Origin of the sequence: Thalassospira lucentensis MCCC 1A00383 = DSM 14000, assembly GCF_000421265.1 — a bacterium.
GTDB classification, from domain to species: Bacteria; Pseudomonadota; Alphaproteobacteria; order Rhodospirillales; family Thalassospiraceae; genus Thalassospira; species Thalassospira lucentensis.
This window is the reverse complement of sequence record NZ_ATWN01000001.1, coordinates 821,321-834,901: the sequence shown is the minus strand read 5'-3', so window position 1 is coordinate 834,901 and position 13,581 is coordinate 821,321. Positions and strand designations below refer to the sequence as shown.

The following is a 13,581-nucleotide window of genomic DNA, read 5'->3' as shown; positions in this document are numbered from 1 at the left end:
CAATGAATTGGCATGCTGGACAAAACGAAACATCACTGATGCCGATCCGTATTGAGGCAATCGTCGATACGATTTGTCCATGGTGCTACATCGGTAAAAAGCGCCTTGAAAAGGCATTGTCGCGTGAACAGCTTGATAACCTGATTATCAACTGGCGGCCCTTCCTGCTTAATCCTGACATGCCAAATGGTGGTATTGACCGGAAACTTTATCTGTCGGCCAAGTTTGGCGGGACTGAAAGTGCCACACGCGTTTACAAGGCCATCGAAACGGCCGGGGCGGCTGTTGGTATTGAATTTAAGTTCGACGACATCAAAATCACGCCAGATTCCACAGACTCACATCGCCTGATTTTCAAGGTGTGCTCAGAACGCCCTGCCGTTGGCAATGCCTTGGTCGAGGACCTGTTTGTGGCCTATTTCCTTGAAGGTCAAAATATCGGCGACCTTGATATTCTGGCTGAAATTGCCGTAACACACGGCGAAGACCGAAATGAAATCCTAGATTACCTTGCCTGCGATATGGACCGTGATTTCGTTGGACAGGAAAACCGGGTTGCACATCAGATGGGTGTGACCGGTGTTCCGTGCTTTGTCTTTAACGGTCGTCATGCACTGTCGGGCGCACAGGAACCTGAAATTCTTCAGCGCATGGTGCGGCTTGCCCGACAAGAAGAAACACCCGCATCATAAAGGTGGATCGATAAAGAAAAAAGGCGGGATAACAATTTGTTACCCGCCTTTTCTTTATGTTTTTTCTGCGATATCCGAAAGTCGTTTCATTAAGCGTTTCAGACCTTCCAAGCGATCTGTCGGACCATCCCAGCCCGCGGCATAGACGATCTTATGGTCGGGACGCAATCGGGCAACACCGACCTGTTGCTGAATAAAGCCGACCAATCCGCCCGGATTTGGGAATTCATTGTTACGCAGGGTAATCAATGCCCCTTTTGGCCCGGCATCAAGCTTTTCAATATTGGCAACGCGACACCATTGTTTAATGGTCACAACATCCAGAAGATTCTCGACCTCTTTGGGGAGTTTGCCAAACCGGTCAATCATTTCTGCTGCAAACTGATCGACTTCTTCGCGTGATCGCAATTCAGAAATCCGCCGATACAGCCCCAGACGCACGCCCAAATCGGGCACATAGCGATCCGGGATCAGAACCGGCATGCCGATATTGATCTGTGGGATGAAGCTTGCCTCGTCAGATGCCTCGATCTCGCCCTTGGCTTCGGCCACAGCTTCTTCGATCATTTGCTGATAAAGTTCGATCCCGACTTCTTTGATATGGCCTGATTGTTCTTCGCCCAACAGGTTCCCTGCCCCGCGAATATCAAGATCATGGCTGGCAAGGTTAAATCCGGCACCCAAGCTATCAAGGGTCTGCATGACCTCAAGCCGCTTAAGCGCGGTTGCGGTCAGTTTCTTGCCATTTGGCAGTGTTAGGTAGGCATACGCACGTTGTTTTGACCGCCCAATACGACCGCGCAGCTGATAAAGCTGAGCCAGACCGAACATATCCGCACGGTGGATGATCATGGTGTTGGCGTTGGGCACATCAATGCCCGATTCAATAATGTTGGTCGCCAGCAACAAATCAAACTTGCGATCGGTAAAGTCGGTCATCACCTGTTCAAGGTCACGTGCCCCCATTTGACCATGGGCAACGTCAAACTTGATTTCCGGAACAAGCGCTTCGAGTTCCTTGGCAACACGCGAAAGCTCATTGACCCGTGGGCAAACATAAAACACCTGCCCGCCACGATGGCGCTCGCGCAAAATTGCCTCTCGGACAACCACCGGATCGTAAGGTGTGATGTATGTCCGCACGGCAAGACGGTCTACCGGGGGTGTCGCAATGATCGACAGTTCCTTAACCCCGGTCAGAGCGAGTTGCAGGGTGCGCGGGATAGGTGTAGCCGTCAAGGTCAGAACGTGGACGTCAGATTTAAGCTCTTTCAGACGCTCTTTATGTTTAACGCCAAAGTGCTGTTCTTCATCGACGATCAAAAGACCAAGGTCTTTGAAATGAACACCATTGCCAAGCAAAGCATGCGTGCCGCAGACGATATCAACATGCCCGCTTTCAAGGTTGTCCTTGACCAGCTTGGCGTTTTTACCGGTCACAAGACGCGACAGTTGCTCAACACGCACAGGGAGCCCGTCAAAGCGTTCCTTGAAGTTCAGGTAATGTTGACGACACAACAGTGTTGTCGGGGCGACGATGGCAACTTGTTTGCCTGACATCACGGCCGTAAAGGCGGCGCGCATGGCGACCTCGGTCTTGCCAAAGCCAACATCGCCACAGACAAGACGATCCATCGGCTTTCCTGCCGCAAGGTCGTCGAGCGTATCGACAATTGCACGTGCCTGATCTTCGGTTTCGGCAAACGGGAACCCAGCACAGAATTCGTCATAGCTGCCTTCAGGCGCGCTGAGTACGGCACTTTTGCGCAAATGACGTTCAGCCGCGACTTTAATCAGTTTGGCCGCCATATCGCGAATACGTTCGCGCAGCTTGGCCTTACGCGCCTGCCAGGCAACGCCGCCCAGCTTATCAAGGATTGAAAGTCCCTCGTCCGAGCCATAGCGCGACAGGACTTCGATATTTTCCACCGGAACGAACAGCTTGTCACCGCCGTCATATTCCAGCTCCAGACAGTCATGCGGTGCACCACCAGCCGTAACGGTCTTTAGGCCCAGATACCGCCCGATCCCATGTTCAAGATGAACCACAAGATCGCCTTCGGAAATCTCGGAGGCCTCGCGCAGGAAATTATCAGCCTTGCGACGGCGCCCACCCGGGCGGCTCATCCGGTCGCCAAGAATATCCTGCTCGGTGACGAACCAAAAACCTTCGCGGCGAAAACCGCGTTCCATATCAAGGATAACAACCACAACCTGCTCAAATGTCAGATCATCGGTAATGTCTTCCCAGCATTCTGCGGTAACGACCTTGCCAACGCCGTGTTCACGCAAAAGCGAAACCATACGATCGCGTGATCCATCAGAATAGGCCGCAATGGCGATCTGGTTTTCCTTGCCACGTTGTTCGGTGATGAAGTCCCGCAACGCTTCATAAAGGTTGGTATCGGCCCGTGCGCGCACATCGCCAAAATCACGCCCGGCACGCGCGCCAATGTCGTAAATCCCGCGTTCGGGATCTTCGGCCTCGTAATATGGGGAAAATTCAAGGACGACCCGGTCCGACAGCATCCGATCAAATTCGGCCTGATCCAGATACAGCCGTTCGGTTGGCACCGGTTTATAGACGTTGTCGCCCGAAAGCCCACCACCCTTGATGTTCAAGCGCGCCTGATAGTAGTCATCGATCATTTCAAGACGGTTTTCAAGGACTTCGCCGTATTGGTAATCAAGGCTAATGACAGTACCGGGCAGATAGGCGAAAATCGTATCAAGCCCATCATGAAACAGCGGCAACCAATGTTCCATGCCGCCATATTTCAGGCCGTTACTGATCGATTCATACAGCGGATCGGTTTGCGAAACCGCGCCAAACAATTCGCGATAATTGCTGCGAAACCGTGAAATGCTTTCGGGGTCGAGAAACACTTCACCAACCGGCATAAGTGCGATTTCCTTGACCTTGCCAATCGTGCGCTGACTTTCAACATCAAAACGCCGGATGCTTTCGATCTCATCGCCAAAGAAATCAAGACGCACTGGTTCATTCATGCCCGGTGCGAAAATATCGACGATATCGCCACGCACGGCATAGTCGCCCGGCTCCATCACCTGTTCTGAACGGTTGTAGCCCATCCGTTCGAAATAAGCCGTCAGTTCCGCGCGATCATATTCCGCCCCCGCCTTAAAGGCCAGTTTTCCGGCACGCATCACATCAACGCGCGGTACGCGCTGCAGGATCGCAGCCGCTGTTGTCAGGACAATGCGCCCGTGTCCGGCTTTGGGTGCGTCCCCTTCGGCCAAAATGGTTAGCGTTTCCACGCGACGTGCGGTGACTTCCGAAATCGGCGAGACACGGTCATACGGCAGGCAATCCCACGCCGGCAGTGTCAGGACTTCAACTTCACCAGCGAAAAAGCGTAATGCTTCTGCCAGCTGCGCCATGCGTTTGTCATCGCTGACAACATGCAAGATCGTGCTGTTCGACGCCTTGGCATCAAGCAGTTCACGCAAAACCAGTGCGTCCGCACCTTCGGGGACACCGCCGACGCGTTTTCGGCCTTTGGATGATAAGATTTCTTTGATTTTTTTCAATGTTTTATCAGGCGTTGCTCAAATCCTGAATCATATGCAGCACATCGGTATCATACTCCGCCGGTGCTGCTTCCTTACGCGTCGCCCATTTGAAGAAATCTGCATCGGGAACGTCCACAATCAGGGCTTCAAACGTATCAAGCTGTTCTGCGGTCAACGTCGCAAGATGTTCGTCCATAAAGCGACCGATCAGGATATCGTTTTCCTTGGTACCACGATGACCACCACGGAACAGCAGCTTCTTGCGCCGCATTTCAAGTTCCGAAATGTTATCTGTCATAATTGATCTCCTGACTTACTTCTGCACAGCAGCCTTTTGCACGGCGCTATATGATATTCTGTGGCATGGTTTGTACGGTAAAATACGCTTTTGGTCCATGCCGTGATCAGGTGATTTTGCATCAAAGGGTGACTTGATGGTTGTTGCGCGATAATTTTGTTGTATACCCGTCCGGTAAACCTATTTGTTCTATTAACGTTCTCGTCGAAAGTTGCAACGAAAACCGACATGCGCCCGGAAATTTTATTCCCGCTTTTTGCCGAAATCGAAACCCTGCCCGGGATTGGGCCGCGGTTAAAGCCACTGGTCGTGCGCTTGATCGGTGGCGAACATGTTGCCGATTTACTCTGGCATCTGCCATCGGGGATCATTGACCGTCGTTTTTCGCCACCACTTGATGAAACAATCGATGGTTCGGTTGTGACAATGGATGTTTGGGTAGAACGCCACGAGCCATCCCCAAACCGGCGCCGCCCCTATCGCGTGATCTGCAAAACACTCAGCGGCACTCTGGTCCTGTCATTTTTTAATGCGCGGGCCAAATACCTCAATGATGTGCTTCCCGTCGGGGAAAAGCGCATCGTGTCGGGCAAGGTCGATCATTATCGTAACGAATATCAGATCACCCACCCCGATCGGATTGGCACAGAAGCCGAGCGCGCGGAAATTCAAACCGTCGAGCCGGTCTATCCGATGTCTGCCGGTGTGACGGGCAAAACCCTGACCAAGGCAATGCGTGCCGCCCTTCAATTGGTTCCAGAACTTCCGGAATGGCACGACCCGGCATTGGTTGCGCGTCATAAATGGCCTGATCTCGCCAGTGCGCTTCGCACAATTCATAACCCCGAAGACGCCGCTGATCTATCGCCTGATCATCCGGCCCGCCAACGGCTTGCCTATGACGAATTGCTCGCCAATCAACTGGCCTTGTCGCTGATCCGGGCAAAAATGCGCAAGCTTGGTGGGCGCGTGACCAATGGTGCGGGTGATTTGCGACAAAAGCTTGCCGCGAACCTGCCCTTTGCCATGACAGGCGCACAACAACGTGCACTGGCCGATATCTATGACGATATGGCCAGTGAAGGCCGGATGTTGCGCCTTTTGCAAGGCGATGTTGGTTCGGGCAAGACCGTTGTTGCGCTGATGGCCATGCTCAATGCTGTGGAATGCGGCCGCCAAGCAGCCATAATGGCACCGACCGAAATTCTGGCCCGTCAGCACTTTGAAACGATAGGTCCATTACTCGAACAAATCGGGATTAAATGTGCGATCCTAACCGGGCGCGACAAGGGTAAAGCCCGCAAGGCAACTCTTGAAGGGTTTGCCAATGGTGATGTGCAGATTGCCGTCGGTACCCACGCGCTATTTCAGGATGATGTTGTTTTTTCTGACCTTGCATTTGCCGTTGTAGATGAACAGCACCGATTTGGCGTTCATCAACGTTTGATGTTGGCTGGCAAAGGTCAAGCTGTCGATGTTCTGGTTATGACCGCGACCCCGATCCCGCGCACCCTGACCTTGACCGCATTTGGCGATATGGAAGTATCACGGCTTGATGAAAAGCCGCCGGGACGAAAACCGGTCGATACCCGCGTTTTGCCGATTGATAAGGTCGATGACGTCATTTCGGGCATTGGGCGCGCAATGCGCACAGGCACCAAAATCTATTGGGTCTGCCCGTTGGTCGAAGATTCAGAAATTCTCGACCTTCAGGCTGCCGAGGAACGCTATCGCATCTTGGTTGAGTTGTTCGGTGACGCCCGCGTTGGGCTTGTGCATGGCAAAATGAAGGCTAAGGAAAAAGATGAAGTCATGGAGCGCTTTGCCCATGGCGATACATCGATCCTTGTTGCGACCACCGTTATTGAAGTCGGCGTCAATGTACCTGATGCCACCATCATGGTGATTGAGCACTCCGAACGACTTGGCCTGGCCCAGCTTCATCAGTTGCGCGGGCGTATTGGTCGTGGGGATGCGGCGTCCACCTGCCTGCTGCTTTATGGCAGCCCGTTGGGACAGGTTTCCAAGGCGCGCCTTAAGATCATGCGCGAAACAGAGGACGGCTTTATCATCGCCGAAGAAGACTTGAAACTTCGCGGTGCGGGTGAAGTTCTTGGTACGCGTCAAAGCGGGATTCAGGAATATCGTTTGGCCAATCTGGAGCTACACGGCGATTTATTGGCCATTGCCCGCGATGATGCCCGTTTGATTGTGGATCGTGATCCAGATTTACAAAAAACGCGTAGTGAAGCGTTGCGTTTGTTGCTGTACCTGTTCGAACGCGATGAGGCCGTGCGATACTTCCGATCCGGATAAAAAGACGCCGCGATAAAAAACCGCATAAACAGACACAACAAAGGGCGCAGCCGACTTGGCATGCGCCCTTGTTTTAACTGTTAGTCACCGGCAACGGCCAAGTGATCACGCGTCTTCGCGATGTTTGTCATCTTCGCCCTGCCCGGCCTTCCCGGTATCTTCGGTACTACCGGGCTTTTGACGGGGGGCAATGTCACGCGAAACCAAAATGGGGCTGTTTTCTTTTTCGCGCAACACATCAAGGTCTTCGTAGGTTTTCGACGAAACCCGCGGCTGATTCTGTTCTTCGGGAGAACGGCGATCCGGTGGGGTTACAATACCGCCAGACATCACCATCTTGATGGCCTCTTCGACGGACATATCAAGAATGACGACATCCTGACGCGGCACAAACAACAGGAAACCCGATGTCGGGTTTGGTGTTGTCGGCAAAAAGATGTTGATGACCGTATCTTCGGTAAGGTGTTGAACCTCACCCTTGGTTTCACCAGTAATGAACCCAATCGCCCACATGCCGCGGCGTGGATACTCAAGCAACACTGCCTGGCGGAATGCATTGGACTGATTGGCCAGAACCGTTTCGAGAATTTGTTTGATCGCACCATAGATGCTGCGCACTGCCGGAATACGGCCCAGAATGCGCTCATACAGCTTAATCAAAGCACGACCGGCAAAGTTGGTAGTGAACCAGCCAACCATGGTGATGAACACCAGCATAACCAGAAGACCAAATCCCGGAATGCCGTATTCCTGGTAGCCGTCAGGAAGATATGCTTCGGGATTGTAATGTGCCGGGATCAGCGGCATCACCTTGCTGTCGACAAACTCGATAAACCACCAAGCTAGTCCAAAGGTAATCGCAAGCGGTGTACTGATCAGAACACCGGTCAGGAAGTAGGCGCGCACACGCGCAAAGAAACCCGGGCTCGGCAGTGCGGAGCCGTGCTTGTCCGCGTCATGTTTATCGTCGCGCTTGGCGTTCATTGGTCACCTGTACTGATAAGCCGCATTAGAATACCCAAACCGTAAGAATAGCTTTTGGCATTCACCATTTATCAGTATGAATATGGTACTACTGCGACATTGGATCAGGGATAACTCCCTATTTTCAAGTGATACCAGTATTCAAGATTGCGGTGCAACCAAACAAACAGCAAATCATCAAATAGCAGCCCGATGGAGTTATTTTGAAGGTCTGGATTGTCGAATATATATACGACGACAACGGGTCAGTCGGCATCAAAACATCCAAGGTACGCGCACCTGACTATGACACGGCGCGTCAATTTGCGGTTGGAGATGCCCCGGCGATTGATTTTGTCATGTCGTTGCGTCCTGAATCAGAAGAACAGTTTTTGGGAACCCCGACCATTCGCGCCCGCGAAATGACCGGGAAAATCGTTCACGAGGTCCCTGACCCCGATGATGACCTTGAAGACGACGAAGACGATGTCTGACGCCGATGTCCGTACATTCCTACCGCGCCCCATCATCGGCGTCGGGGCTGTGGTTTGGCATGACGATCAGGTCTTGCTGATCAAACGAGGTAAAGAACCCAACATTGGTAGCTGGAGCCTTCCTGGCGGGGCTCAGGAACTTGGCGAAACGCTTGAACAAGCGGTCAGACGCGAAATTCTTGAAGAAACTGGCATCGAAATATCCCCCCCGATCCTTGTCGATACGGTGGACCTGATTTCACCTGCACCGAATGGCATCATCCAGTATCATTATACCCTGATTGATTTTACTGCCGAGGCAATTGGTGAGGGTTTATGTGCCGGCGGAGATGTCGCCGATGCGCAATGGGTCGATGCAACCAAACTTGCCCCCTATAAGCTTTGGAACAAGACGATTGAAATGATCGAAAAGGCAAGACGTGTGCGTGGCGATGTGCCGTCGCGCTAAAGGCTCACGTCATGAGACCACAATGCGCCCGACCAAAGCGACCTGCGCTGATACCAGCAACGCCCCTATTCCTCATACAAAAAGGCGACACCCATTGGATGTCGCCTGATTTCGTCGGATGATTGAACTGATTACGCTGCTGCGTGTTGGCTCAGAACGCTTTCCTGAATTTTCTTAAAGGCACGGGCCTCAAGCTGACGGACACGTTCACGGCTCACACCGAAACGTTCGCCGAGTTTCTCAAGCGTGATCGGGTCGTCGCTGAGGAAACGGGCCTTGATGATTTCCTGTTCACGTTCCGGGAGTTCACCCATCGCGTTTTTCAGCATACCATTATTAAGCACGCGTTCTTCTTCGTTCCCGACCAGTGCCTCTGGACTTGGCGCATCCGATGACAGGGTATCGAGATACTCCATGCCTTCGTCTTTGGGCATCGGCGTATTGAGCGAGAAATCACGCGCCGCAAGACGGCGGTTCATATCAAGCGCTTCACGATCCGTAACGCCAAGTCTTTCGGCAACCTGCGATGCCTGTTCTGGCGACAATTCACCATTGTCATAGATGTTAAGCTGACGTTTGGCTTTGCGCAGGCTGAAGAACAGCTTTTTCTGTGCAGCCATCGTGCCGAGCTTAACCATCGACCAGCTTTGCAGGACGTATTCAGTTACGGCAGCACGAATCCACCACATCGCATAAGTCGACAGGCGGAAACCACGTTCCGGGTCAAATTTCTGAACCGCACGCATCAGGCCGGTATTGCCCTCTGCCACAAGATCAGCCATCGGCAGGCCATAGCCGCGATACCCGAATGCGATTTTGGCAACAAGGCGTAAGTGACTGGTGACAAGCTTGTGCGCAGCAGCAGTATCGTCATGATCCTGATAACGGTGCGCAAGCATGTATTCTTCGTCCACGGTCAGCATTGGAAACTTCCAAACTTCGCGGAGATATCCCGAGAAACCATCTTCCTGGGAAACAGCTGGTAATTTAATGGCGCTCATTTTCTGTCCTCCTGAGAGGTTAACGCGTCGACACCTGTATATGCATACGGGGCCAGTCAGAATTTAGATGACGCGCGAACACTGTCGTTTGTGAACTCATTCACGTGGATGACCGGATTAAGACCAAGAAGGTCAAAGTCGTCCGGTCGCATTTTCATCCCATTGAAAGGTCTATGGGAGAGGACAGCTTATGCGAAAAGAGTCTGTATTCATGGTGTCTCATCCTTACTTGAAGCAAATCGACAATTTCATTGTCCGCCAATAGGCCGGACTTCGATCCGGCGGTGCCTTTGGGCCCCCACCCGCACAATTAATATATCTAAACCCGACCAAATCCGTCAAGAACTTCTGACCAGCGTTTCAGTTATATTAATCACTCGATATCAGCGTTTTAATTTCTATACCCGACTTTTCCTGTCGGGAATTAAAAGCGCCAATAGTTCACGGTATAAACGATATAAGGCGAAACAAAGGCAAACGACCCAAATTGCGCAGCAGAGTTGACCATCAGTCACGTACTAGGGTTTCCAACGATCCTGACACAGAAAATGTTCCCCCCGAGCTGGAAATCACTACGATGGCGCGATACCATTATGTTCGCCCGCAAACGATCAAGACCGGAAGCCAAACCATGCCCGATTCCTCAGAAACAGACCTTTGCCCGTGCGGCAGCTCACGCAGATTTGATCACTGCTGCGGTCGGTTTCTATCCGGCGCAGATTATACGAGCACAGCGGAAGAATTGATGCGATCACGCTATTGCGCCTTTGTTCTGCGCAATGGCGCCTATCTGTCCGATACCATCGCCGCTGAAAAGCGCGGTGCGTTCGACGCAAAAGGCATTGAACACGATCAAACCGACTGGATCGGGCTTGAGATCATTGACCGCAAAGCAGGTGGATTATTCGATCAGACGGGACAGGTCGAATTCATTGCCCGATTTAATGAAAACGGGCAGCACCATCACCTCCATGAACGGTCAAACTTTGAACGCCGTGCCGGTAAATGGGTGTATGTCGATGGTGATTTCCCAAATGCGAATGGTATCAAACCGGGCGCAGCGCCCCATCGGGTCGGACGTAATGATCCCTGCCCGTGTGGATCTGGCAAGAAATTTAAAAAATGCTGTGAATAAATATAAACTTGCTGAGAAACTGAGGGTTCGTCAGCCTTTCCCGACGACTTCGAGTGCCCATTGGTGAAACAGCCTTATAAGCTGGTTGTGCGCGTCGTCATAGGACAGCCAAATCAGTTCATGATCATCTTCAAGTGGCGGCCCAATACGTTCGACCATTTCACATTGAAAGAACGTCGCGCGCTTTAATCGGTAACGGCCCTTGCCCGGATTATTAATATACTGGGATGCAAATCCGATCCGGGACAGGATCCGAACCCGATAGCCCGATTCTTCATAGGCTTCACGGTGAAGGGCATCACGTTCGCTTTCACCCGTCTCAACCCCGCCGCCAATCAGGACCACACCCTTTGGCGTTTTGGCCACGGCAACCCTGCCCTGATCATCCTTGATGACCGCATAGGAACAATCCTGGACTGTGTAACTTTGCCCCATGCGCGGGGTTCCAAATATCGGAGCGACCAAAATGGGCAACCTTGCCTTCGACCTGTGAGTGCAACCCCTGCTGCGCAGGATCGTATGATTGTTTTATACCGCAATAGCGCGATCAAGCATTCCTTGGCAACGTGTGACGTCAAATCGCAACGACGTTTCTCGTGCATTGTCGAAATACGAATGTAATTCCGCGTCGCTTGCCGGGGTCACGCTTGCCCCACATTCAGCAACAAGTTTTTCATGGTATGGCGTCGGCAGATCAAGCGTCTTGCGTTTGTTCCTGAACAGGAATTTCTCGGATAATGCAAAATCATGCTGCATGTTGCGGTACAAAATTGTCTGGTAGTTCGCATGCAGGCCGATATTCCCGTCCGGCGTAATCAGAAACAACGGAAACATCACGGCAAGATCCAGCAATACGCGATTGGGGTAAACCTGCCCTTTCCAATACTTTTCAGCCAAATCTGCGTAACCATCATAATTGTTAATCGGAAACATTCTGGCTTTGGAAAGCGGCAATATTTCCACTTTATCCTTGCGGATGTCGACCGTGTCATTTGAGACATCGACATATAGACTGCCAAACTGAAAAGCGTTCTGAAAATACTGATTTCGCAGATTACCCCAGACACGTTTTGCCAAGCCACCGTTGCGTACAAAATCACGGAGTGCAACTAGTCCGGGACTTGTTGCAGAACCAACCTTTTGCTCAAGAAGGCTTTTAACCCCAAGCGTGATTTCCTGACAAAACCCTTCCGGGTAGGATTTGCCCCCCTTGTTGAGCGACACATCAAAACTTTGGTCATACTGCTGGCGCAGCAAAAGCATATCGTTATGCAATTCCTTGATCCGCGGCAGAAGGTATTTCTTGGTTAATTTGACCTGCTTGAAATTGACGGGGGCGATCTGTTCGTCTTCTGCCCGTGCTGTGATGTCTTCAAGCGTAAACTTTTGAGGTGTCGTCATTATATGATCTGCTTAGTTCCAACGTTGGATCGCATTAAAATGGCATTGGATAGGTATAAAGAAAACACCCCAAAACACAGATCGCGTTTTGGGGTGCCTGAAAAATAACTTTGGAGTCTGACTTAGAACGGAATTTCGTCATCAAGGTCCGGGGCGCCTGACGGAGCGGAACCACCACCAGAGGACGAACCACCGTTGCCCCAGCCTGCGTCAGAACCGCCGCCACCGAAGTTGCCGCCATTGTCCTGACCGCCGCCGTAGCCGCCGCCAGACGACGATCCACCACCCATTCCGCCGCCTTCTCCGCCACGACTATCAAGCATGGTCAGGTTGGAGTTGAAGCCTTCCAGGACAATTTCAGTGGTGTAATTGTCTTTGCCGTCCTGCCCCTGCCATTTGCGGGTCCGAAGCACGCCTTCGATGTAAAGCTTGCTGCCTTTTTTAACAAAGCGCTCCACGACATCTGCAAGACCTTCGTTGAACACAACAATACGGTGCCATTCGGTACGCTCGCGGCGCTCACCAGACTGACGGTCCCGCCACTGTTCGGAGGTCGCAATACTGAAATTGGCGATTTTCTTGCCAGCCTGGGTGAACCGGATTTCAGGGTCGCGGCCGAGGTTTCCGACGAGAATGACTTTATTGACACTGCCAGCCATGGGTTATCTTCCAAAGTTTGTGTTTGTCCGTGGCCCTGTATGCACAGGACTTGTGAGTTATCATTGCGCAAAAATGCGCTGCATTAAAGTTTCAAGTTCGACGCGGTCTATTTCATCAAATGAATTGAGTTCGACACTATCGACGTCGAGCACAGCAATCAACTGCCCATCAGCATTAACAACCGGCACGACGATTTCCGAATTGGACCGGCTGTCGCACGCGATGTGTCCCGGAAAGGCATGCACATCGGCAACCAATTGCGTTTCGCGCGTTGACGCGGCCGTCCCGCAGACACCGCGCCCAATCGGGATGCGCAAACAGCCAAGTGTGCCTTGATACGGCCCAACAACCAGTTCATTTTGTTTATTGGGATCAACAACATAAAATCCCGTCCAAAAGTAATAGTCGAACTTTTCGGACAAGATGCAAGACACTGTTGCCATCAACGCAGTGACGTTTGTTTCGCCTTCGGTGATGCTAACCAGTTCTTTTGTCGCTTCTTCATAAAGCGCCTTTTTCTGATCTGCCTGCATGATGGTCTCCTGAATTCTGAGAGACTACGAACTACCCGCTCGTCAGGCTTGAGACAAGGTTAAATTGATCCATATCCCAAAACAAAAGCACCCCCGACGACAGATC

13 protein-coding genes are annotated in these 13,581 nt (G+C 51.9%); 5 read left to right on the top strand and 8 right to left on the bottom strand.

Features of this window, described 5'->3' with window-relative positions; all coding sequences use genetic code 11:
• The first annotated feature begins 2 nt into the window (after positions 1-2).
• Positions 3-692: a DsbA family oxidoreductase gene (locus tag K355_RS0103985; protein WP_022730816.1), complete on the top strand. Its 690-nt coding sequence runs from the start codon at positions 3-5 to the stop codon at positions 690-692.
• A gap of 54 nt (positions 693-746) precedes the next feature.
• Here the strand turns inward: K355_RS0103985 and mfd are convergent, their stop codons facing one another.
• Both mfd and K355_RS0103975 read right to left on the bottom strand, forming a co-directional pair.
• Positions 747-4,244, bottom strand: a complete 3,498-nt coding sequence (gene mfd / locus K355_RS0103980; protein ID WP_022730815.1) for a transcription-repair coupling factor — start codon at positions 4,242-4,244, stop codon at positions 747-749.
• A 7-nt stretch (positions 4,245-4,251) separates the two neighbouring features.
• Positions 4,252-4,524, bottom strand: a complete 273-nt coding sequence (locus K355_RS0103975) for an FAD assembly factor SdhE (protein WP_022730814.1) — start codon at positions 4,522-4,524, stop codon at positions 4,252-4,254.
• Between the two features lie 228 nt (positions 4,525-4,752).
• Here K355_RS0103975 and recG point away from each other — a divergent pair, with 228 nt between their 5' ends.
• Complete coding sequence (gene recG, locus K355_RS0103970; RefSeq protein WP_022730813.1) at positions 4,753-6,840, top strand: ATP-dependent DNA helicase RecG; 2,088 nt, start codon at positions 4,753-4,755, stop codon at positions 6,838-6,840.
• A 105-nt stretch (positions 6,841-6,945) separates the two neighbouring features.
• Here recG and K355_RS0103965 read toward each other — a convergent pair whose 3' ends face one another.
• Entirely contained in the window at positions 6,946-7,824 is an 879-nt protein-coding gene (locus K355_RS0103965; protein WP_022730812.1) for a DUF502 domain-containing protein, read from the bottom strand.
• 203 nt (positions 7,825-8,027) lie between these two features.
• Here K355_RS0103965 and K355_RS0103960 point away from each other — a divergent pair, with 203 nt between their 5' ends.
• Together K355_RS0103960 and K355_RS0103955 are read left to right on the top strand one after the other, a co-directional pair.
• Positions 8,028-8,297, top strand: a complete 270-nt coding sequence (locus K355_RS0103960; protein ID WP_022730811.1) for a hypothetical protein — start codon at positions 8,028-8,030, stop codon at positions 8,295-8,297.
• On the top strand, positions 8,290-8,745 hold the full coding sequence (locus K355_RS0103955) for an NUDIX hydrolase (RefSeq protein ID WP_028791300.1): 456 nt from the start codon (positions 8,290-8,292) through the stop codon (positions 8,743-8,745). The genes K355_RS0103960 and K355_RS0103955 overlap by 8 nt, the downstream gene beginning before the upstream one ends.
• A 131-nt stretch (positions 8,746-8,876) precedes the next feature.
• On the opposite strand, the gene rpoH is transcribed toward K355_RS0103955, so the two are convergent.
• The gene (gene rpoH / locus K355_RS0103950; protein ID WP_022730809.1) at positions 8,877-9,746 is read right to left on the bottom strand and encodes an RNA polymerase sigma factor RpoH; all 870 of its coding nucleotides are present in this window, start codon (positions 9,744-9,746) and stop codon (positions 8,877-8,879) included.
• Between the two features lie 577 nt (positions 9,747-10,323).
• On the opposite strand from rpoH, the gene K355_RS0103940 reads away from it, so the two are divergent.
• A complete protein-coding gene (locus K355_RS0103940) occupies positions 10,324-10,881 on the top strand; it encodes a YchJ family metal-binding protein (protein ID WP_022730808.1) in 558 nt (185 codons plus the stop codon).
• A gap of 30 nt (positions 10,882-10,911) precedes the next feature.
• On the opposite strand, the gene K355_RS0103935 is transcribed toward K355_RS0103940, so the two are convergent.
• From K355_RS0103935 to K355_RS0103920, 4 genes are all read right to left on the bottom strand, one after another.
• On the bottom strand, positions 10,912-11,316 hold the full coding sequence (locus tag K355_RS0103935; protein ID WP_033368387.1) for an NUDIX domain-containing protein: 405 nt from the start codon (positions 11,314-11,316) through the stop codon (positions 10,912-10,914).
• Between the two features lie 93 nt (positions 11,317-11,409).
• On the bottom strand, positions 11,410-12,282 hold the full coding sequence (locus tag K355_RS23060) for a hypothetical protein (protein ID WP_022730806.1): 873 nt from the start codon (positions 12,280-12,282) through the stop codon (positions 11,410-11,412).
• A gap of 122 nt (positions 12,283-12,404) precedes the next feature.
• The gene (gene ssb, locus K355_RS0103925) at positions 12,405-12,941 is read right to left on the bottom strand and encodes a single-stranded DNA-binding protein (RefSeq protein ID WP_022730805.1); all 537 of its coding nucleotides are present in this window, start codon (positions 12,939-12,941) and stop codon (positions 12,405-12,407) included.
• Positions 12,942-13,001: 60 nt separating this feature from the next.
• Positions 13,002-13,475: a GAF domain-containing protein gene (locus K355_RS0103920; protein ID WP_022730804.1), complete on the bottom strand. Its 474-nt coding sequence runs from the start codon at positions 13,473-13,475 to the stop codon at positions 13,002-13,004.
• Positions 13,476-13,581 lie beyond the last annotated feature (106 nt).